Source organism: Pseudomonas sp. GW821-FHT03E01 (genome assembly GCF_059420765.1).
Map to the genome: position 1 here is coordinate 87,366 of NZ_JBWKUI010000007.1, position 14,024 is coordinate 101,389.

General features: G+C 59.5%; 15 protein-coding genes. 10 read left to right on the forward strand and 5 right to left on the reverse strand.

The window, feature by feature from the left end:
- Position 1: 1 nt before the first annotated feature.
- The 7 genes from AC07VO_RS13625 to AC07VO_RS13655 all read left to right on the forward strand — a co-directional run bounded on the left by AC07VO_RS13625 (position 2) and on the right by AC07VO_RS13655 (position 6,877).
- Positions 2 to 358: a DUF4398 domain-containing protein gene (locus tag AC07VO_RS13625; RefSeq protein WP_064616625.1), complete on the forward strand. Its 357-nt coding sequence runs from the start codon at positions 2 to 4 to the stop codon at positions 356 to 358.
- On the forward strand, positions 355 to 1,167 hold the full coding sequence (locus tag AC07VO_RS13630) for an OmpA family protein (protein WP_192350925.1): 813 nt from the start codon (positions 355 to 357) through the stop codon (positions 1,165 to 1,167). Before AC07VO_RS13625 ends, AC07VO_RS13630 begins: the two co-directional genes overlap by 4 nt.
- Positions 1,168 to 1,369: 202 nt before the next feature.
- Positions 1,370 to 2,809 carry an aminotransferase-like domain-containing protein gene (locus AC07VO_RS13635; protein ID WP_018929883.1) on the forward strand — a complete coding sequence of 480 codons (1,440 nt, stop codon included), beginning with the start codon at positions 1,370 to 1,372 and terminating at the stop codon, positions 2,807 to 2,809.
- An 87-nt stretch (positions 2,810 to 2,896) separates the two neighbouring features.
- The gene (locus tag AC07VO_RS13640; protein ID WP_026286700.1) at positions 2,897 to 3,364 is read left to right on the forward strand and encodes a hypothetical protein; all 468 of its coding nucleotides are present in this window, start codon (positions 2,897 to 2,899) and stop codon (positions 3,362 to 3,364) included.
- Positions 3,365 to 3,531: 167 nt separating this feature from the next.
- Positions 3,532 to 3,786 carry a YkgJ family cysteine cluster protein gene (locus AC07VO_RS13645; protein ID WP_495007586.1) on the forward strand — a complete coding sequence of 85 codons (255 nt, stop codon included), beginning with the start codon at positions 3,532 to 3,534 and terminating at the stop codon, positions 3,784 to 3,786.
- A 41-nt stretch (positions 3,787 to 3,827) separates the two neighbouring features.
- Positions 3,828 to 4,430, forward strand: coding sequence for an START domain-containing protein (locus AC07VO_RS13650; RefSeq protein WP_018929881.1), 603 nt, complete (start codon positions 3,828 to 3,830; stop codon positions 4,428 to 4,430).
- Positions 4,431 to 4,783: 353 nt separating this feature from the next.
- Positions 4,784 to 6,877: an LTA synthase family protein gene (locus tag AC07VO_RS13655; protein WP_018929880.1), complete on the forward strand. Its 2,094-nt coding sequence runs from the start codon at positions 4,784 to 4,786 to the stop codon at positions 6,875 to 6,877.
- 60 nt (positions 6,878 to 6,937) lie between these two features.
- On the opposite strand, the gene AC07VO_RS13660 is transcribed toward AC07VO_RS13655, so the two are convergent.
- Positions 6,938 to 7,096 carry a DUF3309 family protein gene (locus tag AC07VO_RS13660; protein WP_172901242.1) on the reverse strand — a complete coding sequence of 53 codons (159 nt, stop codon included), beginning with the start codon at positions 7,094 to 7,096 and terminating at the stop codon, positions 6,938 to 6,940.
- Between the two features lie 288 nt (positions 7,097 to 7,384).
- Between AC07VO_RS13660 and AC07VO_RS13665 the strand changes: the two genes are divergently transcribed.
- The 3 genes from AC07VO_RS13665 (at position 7,385) to csrA (ending at position 8,937) form a co-directional block, all read left to right on the forward strand.
- Positions 7,385 to 8,200 (forward strand): SDR family oxidoreductase, encoded by an 816-nt coding sequence (locus tag AC07VO_RS13665; protein WP_018929879.1) that lies wholly within the window; start codon positions 7,385 to 7,387, stop codon positions 8,198 to 8,200.
- Positions 8,201 to 8,265: 65 nt separating this feature from the next.
- Positions 8,266 to 8,598: a YnfA family protein gene (locus tag AC07VO_RS13670; RefSeq protein WP_495007587.1), complete on the forward strand. Its 333-nt coding sequence runs from the start codon at positions 8,266 to 8,268 to the stop codon at positions 8,596 to 8,598.
- A gap of 153 nt (positions 8,599 to 8,751) precedes the next feature.
- Positions 8,752 to 8,937: a carbon storage regulator CsrA gene (gene csrA, locus AC07VO_RS13675; protein WP_064616631.1), complete on the forward strand. Its 186-nt coding sequence runs from the start codon at positions 8,752 to 8,754 to the stop codon at positions 8,935 to 8,937.
- 5 nt (positions 8,938 to 8,942) lie between these two features.
- On the opposite strand, the gene AC07VO_RS13680 is transcribed toward csrA, so the two are convergent.
- The 4 genes from AC07VO_RS13680 to AC07VO_RS13695 form a co-directional block, all read right to left on the reverse strand.
- Entirely contained in the window at positions 8,943 to 9,170 is a 228-nt protein-coding gene (locus tag AC07VO_RS13680) for a YheU family protein (protein WP_003199186.1), read from the reverse strand.
- Between the two features lie 65 nt (positions 9,171 to 9,235).
- Positions 9,236 to 10,426: an osmoprotectant NAGGN system M42 family peptidase gene (locus AC07VO_RS13685; RefSeq protein ID WP_064616633.1), complete on the reverse strand. Its 1,191-nt coding sequence runs from the start codon at positions 10,424 to 10,426 to the stop codon at positions 9,236 to 9,238.
- A gap of 37 nt (positions 10,427 to 10,463) precedes the next feature.
- The gene (ngg, locus tag AC07VO_RS13690; protein ID WP_495007588.1) at positions 10,464 to 12,212 is read right to left on the reverse strand and encodes an N-acetylglutaminylglutamine synthetase; all 1,749 of its coding nucleotides are present in this window, start codon (positions 12,210 to 12,212) and stop codon (positions 10,464 to 10,466) included.
- Positions 12,213 to 12,215: 3 nt separating this feature from the next.
- Positions 12,216 to 13,988, reverse strand: coding sequence for an N-acetylglutaminylglutamine amidotransferase (locus AC07VO_RS13695; protein ID WP_495007589.1), 1,773 nt, complete (start codon positions 13,986 to 13,988; stop codon positions 12,216 to 12,218).
- Positions 13,989 to 14,024: the final 36 nt, after the last annotated feature.

Sequence of the window (14,024 nt, forward strand, 5' to 3'; positions counted from 1 at the left end):
AGTGAGTATTCGACCTCTTTTCGCTGCCCTGGCCGTTCTGGCTCTGGCGGGTTGTGCAGCCGATCCGGCGCCGAATGAACAAATACGCCTGACCGAACAGGCCCTCGAACAAGCCAAGGCCGTGGGCGCTACCGCCGAGGAAGTGCCGGAGCTGAAACTGGCCCAGGACAAGTTCAACCGCGCCAAGGGCAACATGGCCGACCAGTCCTTCAAGAATGCGCGCATGCGGGCCGAGCAGGCCGAGCTGGACGCGCGCCTGGCCGAAGCCCGGGTTCTGACCCTCAAGAGTGAGGCGCAGTTGAACGTGCTCAATACCCGCATCGCCCGCCTGCGCAAGCAACTGGGAGATGCTCAATGAACCTGAAGACCAAAGCACTCGGCGGCTTGATCCTGGTCGGCTGCGCAAGCCTTTATGGCTGCGCCGGTCAACACAGCGAAGTGGCGTTGCAGCAGGCCGGTGCCGACTTCCAGAAGGTCAAGGAAGACTCCAACGTGTTGCGTATCGCGCCCAAGGACGTGATCCGTGCCGGCGAGTCCCTGGCCCGCGCCGATCGACTGTCCAGCTACTGGGGCAGCGGTTCGGACGTGGCCCATTACGCCTACCTGAGCCAGCGCTACAGCGAAATCGCCCGGGAACATACCAATCAAGTGCTCAACGAAGAGCGCGCAGCGAAGCTCGAACTCGAGCGTCAGCGCCTGCAATTGGCGCTGCGTGAGTCCAAGTTGCTTAGCGTGCAGCAACAGGGCAAGTGGCTCGAAGAGCAGATCGTGGCGTTGGCGACCACCCAGACTGACCGTGGTCTGGTGATGACCCTGGGTGATGTGCTGTTCGATACCGGTGAAGCGGAGCTGAAGAGCTCGGCGAACCGCGTGGTGTTGAAAATCGTCCAGTTCTTGCAGCTCAACCCTAAGCGTGTGGTGCGGATCGAGGGTTATACCGACAGCACTGGCGGTAAACAGGAAAACCTCAAGCTGTCCCGCGACCGGGCGCAATCGGTGGCTGATGTATTGACAGACCTGGGCATCGACGACAAACGCATCCAGGTTGAAGGGTACGGCGATGAGTACCCGGTGGACGCCAACGCTTCCGAGCGCGGTCGTGCGCAGAACCGTCGGGTGGAAATTGTGTTCTCCGACGAAAAAGGCCAGCTCGGCGCGGCCCGTTAAGGGCTGCGTCACTGGAAAAACCCGGCCTGCTCAGCAGCGCCGGGTTTTTTTGCGCCCGTCAAATGCGTCGTAAAACAGTACAGCTTTTGCTGACACCGCACTGTATGGTCGACTATTGTAGTAACTGTCCCAGTACACTTCTAAACTGTTCCGGTATTGTTTCACACAAGAATAAAATGCCCGTGAAATCGAGTGCTGCGTCATGACCAATCTCTTGCTCTATCAACGTATTGCTCAGCAACTGGCCGAAGACATCCGCCGTGGCGTCTATCAGCCGGGAGAGCGCGTGCCTTCAGTGCGCAAGATGAGCTCGCAGCTCAACGTCAGCCATGCGACGGTGTTGCAGGCCTACGCCAACCTTGAAGATCAAGGGCTGATCCGTGCCCGGCCGCAATCCGGTTACTACGTGCACCAGACACCCGCCCTGACGGCACCGACCCCGGACATCGCCCGGGTCGAGCGCCCAGGCCTGGTCACCCGCAGCAGCATCATTCAGCAAGTCCTGGTCGAATCCCGCCGTGAGGGGGTCTTCCCGTTGGGCGCGGCTGTACCGAGTGTCGATTATCTGCCGGTGCGGGCACTGCATCAGCAACTGGCCAAAGTCACCCGTTTCCATAGTCCGCGCGCGTTCAGCTATATGTTCAGCCCTGGTTTCGAGCCGTTGCGTCGGCAAGTGGCGATCCGCATGCGCGATGCCGGCGTGGTGGTTGATCCGTCGGAAGTGGTAATCACCCACGGCTGCGTCGATGCATTGCAGATGTCTCTGCGCGTATTGACCCGGCCGGGCGATCTGATCGCCGCCGAGTCGCCGACCTATTACGGGTTGCTGCAACTGGCCGATCTGCTGGGGCTGAAAGTCATCGAGATCCCCAGCGATCCGGCCACCGGCATGAGCCTCGAAGCCTTGCAATTGGCGGCCAACCAGTGGTCGATCAAGGCACTGGTGCTGACCACGCGCCTGAGCAATCCCTTGGGCGGCACCATGCCCGAAGAGCGGCAGAAACAACTGCTGCGCCTGGCCTCGGATTTCGATATCCAGATCGTTGAAGACGATATTTATGGCGAGCTGATGTTCGAGCAGGGGCGCACCAAATCGCTCAAGGCCTATGACCGGCTGGATCGGGTGATTTATTGCTCCAGCTTCTCCAAAACCCTGTCGCCCGGCGTGCGGATCGGCTGGATGATTGCCGGCAAGTACCAGCAGGAAATTCAGCGCTTGCAGACGTTCAGCACGCATTCGGCCTGCAGTGTCACGCAAATGGGCATTGCCGCCTATCTGGAGAACGGCGGGTACGACCGGCATTTGCGTTACATCCGTCAGGAGTACCGCAAGAACCTCAGCGCTTTCCAACTGGCAGTGCAGCAATACTTCCCGGAAGGCACACAGATGACCCGGCCTACCGGCGGTTTCATTCTGTGGGTCAGTTTGCCGGGGCGGGTCAATACGCAAGAGTTGCATGTGCGTGCGCTGCAGCAGGGCATCAGCATTGCGCCGGGGCTTATTTTCAGTAACACCGAGCAATTCAATCACTGCATTCGCCTGAACTGCGGCATCCCCTGGAACCGCGAGGCCGAGCGTGCATTGATGACACTGGGGCTGCTGGCGACGCAATTGTGTCAGGAGACAACGAGCGGTTTTTGACTTGCGGGGCAGTTATGAACTGCCCGCTTGTCTTGTCGCCTCCAACAGGCGAGCATATAACCTTCTGCCGTTCGCGTCGTTGGGTCCATGAAGCCGATTTTTCCTTCTGCCTGGTTATTGATCTGCCTGTTGATGACTTGTCATGCGGAAGGTGTCATGGCGGCTTCCGTTCAGGAAAAACCGACAGCCGCCGCAACCGCGAAAAAACCGGCGACGGCTATAAAAACCGCTCCGGTCAAAAAAAAGGCTGCCCCGGTCAAAAAGCGTTCTCCCATTGCTTCCAAGTCAAAACCAGCCAGCGAAGTGTTGAAAACCAACCTCCCTCCCGCCAATCTCGACTTGAGCTTGCCCAAGGATAAGGTCGATGAATTGAAACCGGTCGGCACGGTACCGTTGCCTCGACACGATGCGGTGTTGCCGCAAATGTTCGGTGGCAAAAGCAGTCCGTTTCAGCTGAACGGTCGCCTGATCAGCAACGAAATGCAGCTGCAACGGCGCAATGAAGAGCGCCGGGACGTTGAAGGCGCGGCACTGGAATTCGAGTTCAAGCAGTAAATTTCCCCCAGTTCGTGACCCGCGAAACAGACGCTTTGTCGGAGACTGGTCAGTCACGTTCGTTTGAGCGTAAAAACCCGGGCCCGGGTAATTTAAAACAACTGTTTTAGCCGTTACTCTGTGCCGCGTCCCTTTAACACATTGCTCGTCGCGAGGAGCTTGTCGTCATGAGATGCCGTGAAGGCTGTGGCGCCTGTTGCATTGCCCCTTCCATCAGTTCACCGATTCCCGGCATGCCCAATGGCAAAGCCGCCGGAGAACGATGCGTACAACTGTCTGCCGATAACCTGTGCAGCATTTTCGGCAAGCCGGAACGCCCCGCGGTGTGTTTGGCATTTGAGGCCGATGTCGAGGTTTGCGGAAGCAGCCGCGACGAAGCGATCAAATTGCTGGGCTGGTGGGAGCAAATGACGGCCGCGTGATGTGTTCAACGAACGGAACTTCAACAATAAGGAATAAGACTATGGGTTCGCTGCATCGTATCGCTGTGCTGTGTGGTTTGACGGTTTTGCTGGCCTCCACGGCCCAGGCCGAAGACTGGAAAACCGCCAAGGACGAAGATGGCATCAAGGTGTCCTTGAGTGAGGTGGCCGGTTCCCAATACAAGGCTTACCGTGGTGTAACGATCATGAAGACCACCATGGCCAAACTGCGTGCACTGCAGGAAGATGTTCCGGGAGCCTGCGCCTGGATTCACGAGTGCAAGGTCCAGAAGCTGCTCAAGCACGAAGGCAACCAGAGCTGGACCTACACTCAGTTCAATACACCCTGGCCGGTCACTGCTCGCGATTCGGTGTTGCATGTCACTACCGTTGACGGCGCTGATGGCAGCCTGACCCGCGAGCTGGAAGGGCAGCCGAAGTACCTTCCGGAAGAAAAGGGTTTTGTACGGGTCGCCCAGGTCAAGGGTTTCTGGAAGTTCGTGCCTAAAGGCGATCAAGTCGAAGTGACTTATCAGGTTCACACTGATCCAGGCGGCAGCGTGCCGTCGTGGTTGGCCAACAAGTTCGTGGTCGATGCGCCGTTCAATACTCTCAAAGCCCTGAAAGAACGCGCCGAGAAGTAGCCGCGTATCCAGTTGATGCGGCCTGTTCAACAACGCCCCGATCAAATCGGGGCGTTTCATTTCTACCAGGGGAGGGGAGTTATTTTGTTTCCGGATATGCGTTGAACGAAATTTTCACAATCTCTCCAAGACAATTCGCCTCAACGAATCAACCCCACAACTTTGCGCCCACGCCGCTTGTCCCTGACCGCTATGAGCGGCAGTTTGGCTGTCGGGCAGTAATCAATGGCAATGCCGCGGTTGATCGTGCAACATTTGCGCACCGCGCACGCCCCGGGGCCGAGGATGGCCAACAGAGGGCAAGGCGCCACTGTATTTTTGTAACTTCAACTTCCAATGGGTCCTAAAACGACATGGCAAACCCGGACGCCCTGAATCAGCAGCGAGCTACTAGTCGCCTGCTGCAACCGACCGTCAAATCGCATCTGGCCTACACGCTGTTGTGCGCCCTGATCATGATGGTCATGTTCAGCCTGCTGCGCGTCGCGCTGCTGGTCTACAACCGCTCGATGATCCTCGACACACCGGCTTCGACCTTCCTGGAAGCGTTCGCCAATGGCCTGCGTTTCGACTTGCGCCTGGTGGTTTACCTCAGCGTTCCGCTGCTGCTGGCCCTGTTCAGCGCCCGGGCCATGGCGGCCCGCGGGTTCTTCCGGCTCTGGTTGACTGTTGCCTCGAGTATCGCGCTGTTCCTCGGCCTGATGGAGATGGACTTTTACCGCGAGTTCCACCAGCGCCTCAACGGCCTGGTCTTCCAGTATGTGAAAGAAGACCCGAAAACCGTGATGAGCATGCTCTGGTACGGTTTTCCGGTAGTTCGCTACCTGTTGGCCTGGGGTGTGGGCACGTTGATTCTGACCCTCGCGTTCAAGGGCGCCGACCGCGCCACACGTCCTCGCGGGCCGTTCAGCGGTGGCAGCATCGGCACGCGCCAGGTCGCTCCGTGGTATGCGCGCGGCGTGGTGTTCGTGGTCTGCCTGATGGTCTGTGTGGTCGCGGCGCGTGGCACCCTGCGCCAGGGCCCGCCGCTGCGTTGGGGTGACGTCTACACCACCGACTCGAATTTCGCCAACCAGTTGGGCCTCAACGGCACGCTGTCGCTGATCGCCGCGGCCAAGAGCCGGATGTCCGAAGAGCGCGACAACATCTGGAAAGCCACACTGGAACAACCTCTGGCCCAGCAGACCGTGCGCGATATGCTGCTGACTCCGAGCGACAAACTGGTGAACCCGGAGACCGCCGCGGTGCGTCGCAACTACACCCCCGACGCCAACAAGACACTGCCGATCAAGAACGTCGTGGTGATCCTGATGGAAAGCTTCGCCGGTCACTCGGTGGGCGCTCTGGGACGTCCGGGCGAGATCACGCCTTCCTTCGACAAACTGTCGAAAGAAGGTCTGTTGTTCGACCGTTTCTTCTCCAACGGCACCCATACCCACCAAGGTATGTTCGCCACCATGGCCTGCTTCCCGAACCTGCCAGGTTTCGAATACCTGATGCAGACCCCGGAAGGCAGCCACAAACTGTCCGGCCTGCCACAGTTGCTCAGCACTCGTGGCTACGACGATGTGTATGTTTATAACGGCGACTTCGCCTGGGACAACCAGTCGGGCTTCTTCAGCAACCAGGGCATGACCAACTTCATCGGGCGCAATGACTTCGTCAACCCGGTGTTCTCCGACCCGACCTGGGGCGTGTCTGACCAGGACATGTTCAACCGTGGCCTGGAAGAGTTGAAAGCCCGCGACGGCAAGGACAAGAAACCGTTCTATGCCTTGCTGCAAACCCTGTCCAACCACACGCCATACGCCTTGCCGACACCATTGCCGGTGGAGCGGGTGACCGATCGTGGCAGCCTCAACGAACACTTGACCGCCATGCGCTACTCCGACTGGGCATTGGGTCAGTTCTTTGAAAAGGCTCGCAAAGAGCCGTACTTCAAGGAAACCCTGTTCGTGATCGTCGGCGACCACGGTTTTGGCAACGAACAACAGATCACCGAAATGGACCTGGGCCGCTTCAACGTGCCGATGCTGATGATCGGGCCGGGCATACAGGAAAAATTCGGTCAGGTCGACCACACTGTGGGCACCCAGATCGACATCGTGCCGACCATCATGGGCCGCGTGGGTGGCGATGTGGTCCATCAATGCTGGGGGCGTGACTTGCTGAACCTGCCGGAAGGTGACAAGGGTTTCGGCATGATCAAGCCGTCGGGCAGCGATCAGACGGTCGCCTTGCTCACCGCGGACCGCGTGCTGGTACTGCCTAAAGAGATGCCGCCAAGGTTGTATCAATACGAACTGGGCGCTAACCCGAAAGGTGAAGTGATCCCGGCATCGGCTGACGAAGCGGCGCTCAAGCAGAAGCTCGAGTCGTTCATCCAGACGGCTACCAAGAGCCTGTTGGACAACACCGCCGGTGTGGTTGACGGCAAACCGGACTAAGTTTTTCCGGAATACAAAAGAGGCCCTTCGCAGGGCCTCTTTTTTTCGCCGGTAGAATCTCTATATCTTGCCAAGCAGCAATAGGATTAACAGCACCACCAACACCACGCCGATGATACCGGACGGGCCATAACCCCAACTTCTGGAGTGCGGGAAGACCGGCAGGCCGCCTATCAGCAACAGGATAAGAATAACGATAAGAATTGTGCCCATGTCTATTTCCTTGTTGGAAGCGTTGTGGGTTTGACCTGGCGTTTTAGCCATCAGCTGGACTTGTATTAATCCTAGCTGCTTAAAAAATCCGACTCATGGCTATGAAGAAAAATTCCAAGTTTTTTTAATGTTTTTGGAAAGTATGTTTATTTCTTTTGCTCTGTTTCGAAGTTGAAACAACCGCACCGCGCCGTGGTTCATCGCTGGCCATTCAGCACTCTGATGGAGCGTGGGTCGCGCATTATCCTTCGCTACACTCGGTGCATCTTCCCCGGAACAACAAGGCTGTTTGCTATGCAAAATCGCATGATGATCACTGGCGCGGGCTCAGGCCTGGGTCGCGAAATCGCGCTGCGCTGGGCGCGTGAAGGCTGGCAGCTGGCCTTGTCGGATGTCAGTGAGCCCGGTCTGCAGGAAACCCTCAAGTTGGTGCGCGAAGCCGGCGGTGACGGCTTCATTCAGCGCTGCGATGTGCGCGACTACAGTCAGTTGACCGCCTTCGCCCAAGCCTGCGAAGAGAAACTTGGCGGTATCGATGTCATCGTCAACAATGCCGGCGTGGCCTCGGGCGGGTTCTTCAGTGAACTGTCGCTGGAGGACTGGGATTGGCAAATCGCGATCAACCTGATGGGCGTGGTCAAGGGCTGCAAGGCCTTCCTGCCGCTGCTGGAGAAAAGCAAAGGCAAAATCATCAACATCGCCTCGATGGCGGCGCTGATGCAAGGCCCGGCCATGAGCAACTACAACGTGGCCAAGGCGGGTGTGGTGGCGTTGTCCGAAAGTTTGCTGATTGAACTGGCCCATGAGGAAGTCAGCGTGCATGTAGTTTGCCCGTCGTTCTTCCAGACCAATCTACTGGACTCCTTCCGTGGCCCGACCCCGGCCATGAAAGCCCAGGTCGGCAAATTGCTGGAAAGCTCACCGATCACCGCTGCTGACATTGCCGACTACATCTATCAGCAGGTCGCCGCTGGCGAATTCTTGATCCTGCCTCACGAGCAGGGCCGTATGGCCTGGGCGATCAAACAGAAAGACCCGCAATTGCTCTACAACGAAATGACTGTGATGGCCGACAAAATGCGCGCCAAGGCCAAACAAAACGCAGGCTGAACTTGCCTGTGCGCAACACCGTCGTTAGGGTGGCCGCCAACCGGCCATCCCAACGAGACGTCTGCATGCTCAATTACCTGTGGTTTTTCCTCGCCGCGCTGTTCGAAATCGCCGGCTGCTTCGCTTTCTGGATGTGGCTGCGCCAGGGTAAAAGCGTGTGGTGGGTCATCCCGGCCTTGTTCAGCCTGACGTTATTCGCGCTACTGCTGACCCGGGTCGAAGCGAACTACGCCGGTCGCGCCTATGCCGCCTACGGCGGCATCTACATCATCTCGTCGGTTGGTTGGCTGGCGGTGGTCGAGCGGATTCGACCATTGGGCTCGGACTGGATCGGCGTGGCGCTGTGTGTACTCGGGGCGACTGTCATTTTGTTTGGTCCGCGCCTTACCGCTTCCTGACGGATCGATCCTTCATTCAAGCGGTTTGTCAGACACGTCCGTCAGGGTGATGCAGCCTGCATTGTAGGGCGGGACTGTTTTGCGGTCGTTGCATTGAAGACCCGCTCTGCGCAGGGCATCTTCAGGGACCGGTAACCCTGAAGGATGAATGCCATGCTTGTACTCAGTCGCGTTGTGGGCGAATTGATATCCATTGGTGACAACATTTCCGTGCGGGTGCTCGCCGTCAACGGAAGCAGTGTGCGCTTCGGTGTTGAAGCGCCACAGCAGGTCAACGTACACCGCGCCGAAGTCTACGAGCGCATCCAGATCAAACAGGCAAAAGCCAAGGCTCGTTAAGGGCTTCAGTCGAACAGGTGCTTGGGCACGTCGTGCTTGAGCATCAACTGGCATTGCTCGCTTTCCGGATCGAAGACGATCAGCGCCTGGCCCTTGGTCAATGCCTGACGCACACGCAACACACGGGTTTCCAGCGGCGTGTCATCGCCGTTGTCCGTGCCGTCACGGGTCACGAAATCCTCGATCAGGCGGGTCAGGGTGTCGACTTCAAGTTGGTCGTGGGGGATCAGCATAAGGCACCTCGGTTAAACATTGGCGCGATGCTACGGCGGATATGAACACATCACCAGTGTTCGCCTCAGCTTTCTGTGCGCTGTCCCAGCAGGCTATCCACCGACGGTACCCGGGTATCGCTTTCCATCTGCGTCTCGTGCTCGATCTGGTGACTGAACCGCTCCAGCGATCCCGTGGCTGGTTGTGCATCGCTGGCGAATACCGGCGGGCTGAGAATGTAGGCGCCGAGCAAACGGCTGAGAGCGGCAAGGCTGTCGATGTGGGTACGTTCGTAGCCGTGAGTGGCGTCGCAACCGAAGGCCAGCAGGGCGGTGCGAATGTCATGGCCGGCGGTGACGGCCGAGTGAGCATCGCTGAAGTAATAGCGGAACAGGTCCCGACGTGCCGGCAGTTCGTTGTCAGCGGCCAGGCGTAGCAGATGCCGCGACAGATGATAGTCATAAGGCCCGCCGGAATCCTGCATCGCCACGCTCACCGCGTGTTCGCTGGAGTGCTGGCCGGGCGCGACCGGCGCGATGTCGATGCCGACGAATTCGCTGACATCCCAGGGCAGGGCAGCCGCCGCACCACTGCCGGTTTCCTCGGTGATGGTGAACAGCGGATGGCAGTCGATCATCAACTCTTCGCCGCTGTCGACAATCGCTTTCAGTGCCGCCAGCAGTGCGGCAACGCCAGCCTTGTCGTCGAGGTGACGGGCGCTGATGTGGCCGCTTTCGGTGAACTCCGGCAACGGGTCGAAGGCGACGAAATCGCCGACGCTGATCCCCAGCGAATCGCAATCGGCGCGGGTGGCGCAATAGGCGTCCAGGCGCAATTCGATGTGATCCCAGCTGATCGGCATTTCATCCACGGCGGTGTTGAACGCGTGCCCGGAAGCCATCAGCGGCAACACGCTGCCGCGGATCACGCCGTTGTCGGTGAACAGGCTGACGCGGCTGCCCTCGGCAAAACGGCTGGACCAGCAGCCGACAGGCGCCAGGGTCAGGCGTCCGTTGTCCTTGATCGCGCGAACCGCCGCGCCAATGGTATCCAGGTGAGCGGAGACTGCTCGGTCCGGACTGTTCCTCTTGCCCTTGAGAGTCGCGCGGATAGTGCCGCGACGGGTCATTTCAAAGGGAATGCCCAGCTCTTCAAGGCGCTCGGCCACGTACCGCACGATGGTGTCGGTGAACCCGGTCGGGCTGGGAATGGCGAGCATTTCCAGCAGGACTTTTTGCAGGTAATCGAGATCCGGTTCGGGAATTTTGCTGGTCATGGAAACTCCTGATGGTGTTGGTACAGACAACACATCACTAAGGGACTGCCGGCTGACTATGTGCAAACAACAAATCTACAAACCGCTCGGCCGTCGGCTGCGGTTCATGGTTGGCCAGGCCGGCGCGTTCATTGGCTTCGATAAACACGTACTGCGGCTGGTCGGCGGCCGGTACCATCAGGTCGAGCCCGACCATCGGAATATCCAGCGCTCGCGCCGCGCGCACCGCCGCGTCCACCAAGGCTGGATGCAGAATCGCCGTGACGTCTTCAAGGATGCCGCCGGTATGAAGATTCGCCGTGCGCCGTACGAACAAGTGCTCGCCGGCCGGCAGAATGCTGCCGTAGTCATAACCCGCCGCCTGCAAGGTGCGTTGGGTCTCCTGATCCAGCGGGATTTTGCTTTCGCCGCTGGTTGCCGCCTGGCGGCGACGACTCTGGGCTTCGATCAGCGCACCGATGGAATGCTGACCATCGCCCACCACTTCCGCCGGCCGGCGAATGGCAGCCGCGACCACCTCGAAGCCGATCACCAGAATCCGCAAATCGAGGCCTTCGTGAAAACTTTCCAGCAGCACTCGACTGTCGAATGCACGGGCGTTTTCGATGGCTTGCTGGACCTCCTCAATGCTGCGCAAATCCACCGCCACCCCTTGGCCCTGTTCACCGTCCAGCGGTTTGACCACCACCCGTTCGTGCTCGTCGAGAAACGCCAGATTGTCGTCCGCGCTTCCCGCCAGTTGTTGTGCGGGCAGTTTGAGGCCGGCGTTTTTCAGCACCTTGTGAGTCAGGCTTTTGTCCTGGCACAAGGTCATGCTGATGGCGCTGGTCAGATCGCTCAGGGATTCGCGGCAACGCACCCGACGACTGCCGTGGATCAAGGTAAACAGACCGGTTTGCGCGTCATCCACCTGCACCTCAATACCGCGCCGATGAGCCTCTTCGACGATGATCCGCGCATACGGATTGAACTCGGCTTCGGGGCCGGGGCCGAGAAACAACGGCTGGTTGATACCGTTCTTGCGCTTGATCGCAAAGGTCGACAAGTTGCGAAAACCGAGCTTGGCGTAAAGACTCTTCGCCTGACGGTTGTTGTGCAGCACCGACAGGTCCAGGTAACTCAGCCCACGGCTCATGAAGTGTTCGATCAAGTGCCGCACCAGCACTTCACCGACGCCTGGGCGGGAACATTGCGGATCCACCGCCAGGCACCACAGGCTGCTGCCGTTTTCCGGATCGTTGAATGCCTTGTGGTGATTGAGGCCCATGACGCTGCCGATAATCGCGCCGCTGTCCTCGTCTTCGGCCAGCCAGTACACCGGGCCGCCCTGATGATGGGGCGTCAGCAAACCTGCATCGATCGGCAGCATGCCGCGGGCCTGATACAGCTGATTGATCGCCTGCCAGTCCGCCTCGCTTTGCGCCCGACGAATGCGAAAACCGCGAAACACCCGGGTGGCCTGACGGTAATCGCTGAACCACAGGCGCAAAGTATCGGACGGGTCGAGAAACAGTTGCGCCGGTTCCAGCCCCAACACTTGCTGGGGGGCGGCGACGTACAAGGCGATGTCCCGCTCACCGGGCTGCTCATTGAGCAACTCTTGGGCGAGGCTCGCCGCATCGGGAAAGGTATGGCCGATCAACAACCGGCCCCAACCGCAATGCACGGCGATGGGCGCGGCGCTCAATGCACTGCCGTCTTCGGCCAGGCGTGCCTGCAAGCGTTCGTAGGAGGGCGCCTGACCGCGCAACAGGCGTTGGCTGTAAGCCGTGGCGTGGGGTTTCATCGATCAGATTCCTTGTTCACTGAGCCACAGGTTCAGGGCCGCCAATTGCCACAGCTTGGAGCCGCGCAACGGGGTCAACTGGCCTTGCGGATCGGTCAGCAGGCGGTCGAGCATGGCGGGGTTGAACAAGCCGCGATCCTGACTCGGATCGAGCAGCAGTTCACGCACCCAGTTCAGTGTGTCGCCTTGCAAATGCTTGAGGCCGGGCACCGGGAAGTAGCCCTTTTTACGGTCGATCACTTCGCTTGGAATGACCAGCCGCGCCGCTTCTTTCAGGACTTGCTTGCCGCCATCCGGCAGTTTGAATTTGCCCGGCACCCGCGCTGACAATTCCACCAGGCGATAGTCGAGAAACGGCGTGCGCGCTTCCAGGCCCCAGGCCATGGTCATGTTGTCGACCCGTTTGACGGGGTCGTCCACCAGCATCACCGTGCTGTCCAGGCGCAGGGCTTTGTCCACCGCCGCGTCGGCACCGGGTTGTGCGAAATGTTCCTTCACGAAGTCGCCGGCGGCATCGTTGGCTGTCAGCCATTTCGGCTGCACTGTGGCGGCATAGTCGGCATGGCTGCGGTCGAAAAACGCATCGCGATACGCTGCATAGGGATCGCTCGCGCCGTCCACCTGCGGATACCAGTGATACCCGGCGAACAACTCGTCCGCGCCCTGGCCGCTTTGCACCACTTTGCAGTGCCTGGCCACTTCCCGGGACAGCAAGTAGAAGGCGATGCAGTCATGGCTGACCATCGGCTCGCTCATGGCGCGGAACGCCGCCGGCAGTTGCTCGATGATCTCTTGCTCGTCGATACGCAGTTGATGGTGCCGGGTGCCGTAGTGTTTGGCGATCAAGTCCGAATACTGAAATTCATCACCGCGCTCGCCGCCGGCATCCTGGAAACCGATGGAAAAGGTCGACAAGTCTTCGGCCCCGACTTCGCGCAACAGCCCCACCAACAGACTGGAATCGACGCCACCGGACAGCAACACACCGACGTCGACCGCCGCCCGTTGACGGATCGCCACCGCTTCACGGGTGCTATCGAGCACGCGGTCGCGCCAGTCTTCGAGGGTCAGATTCAGTTCGTCGGCGTGTGGGCCGTAGGGCAGGGTCCACCAGGTTTTCTGCTCGGTGGTGCCGTCCGCTTCGATGCGCATCCAGCTCGCCGGCGGCAGCTTCTCGATTCCCGCCAGCAAGGTGCGCGGGGCCGGGACCACCGCGTGGAAGTTCAGGTAATGATTGAGCGCCACTGGATCGAGGATCGGGTTGATGTCGCCGCCCTTGAGCAATGCCGGCAATGCCGAGGCAAAGCGCAGGCGCTGGCCAGTGCGCGACAGGTACAGCGGCTTCACACCGAGACGGTCGCGGGCGATGAACAGACGCTGGGCGTCGCGCTCCCAAATGGCGAAGGCGAACATGCCGTTGAGCTTGGGCAACAGCGCTTCACCCCAGGCGTGATAGCCCTTGAGCAGCACTTCGGTGTCGCCACCGGAGTAGAAGGCATAACCGAGGCTTTCCAGCTCGGTGCGCAGTTCCGGGAAATTGTAGATGGCGCCGTTGAAGGCCAGGGACAGACCCAGTTGGTTATCGATCATCGGCTGCGCCGAGCCGTCCGACAGGTCCATGATTTTCAGGCGCCGATGGCCGAGGGCTATCGGCCCCTGGCTGTGGAACCCCCACGCGTCAGGGCCGCGTGGAGCCAGGTGATGGGTGATTCGTTCAATGGCTGCGAGGTCCGCAGGCTGATGGTCGAAACGTAATTCTCCAGCTAATCCGCACATAAGTCCTTACCGGTTTTTCCGTTGGGGAGGGTCAAT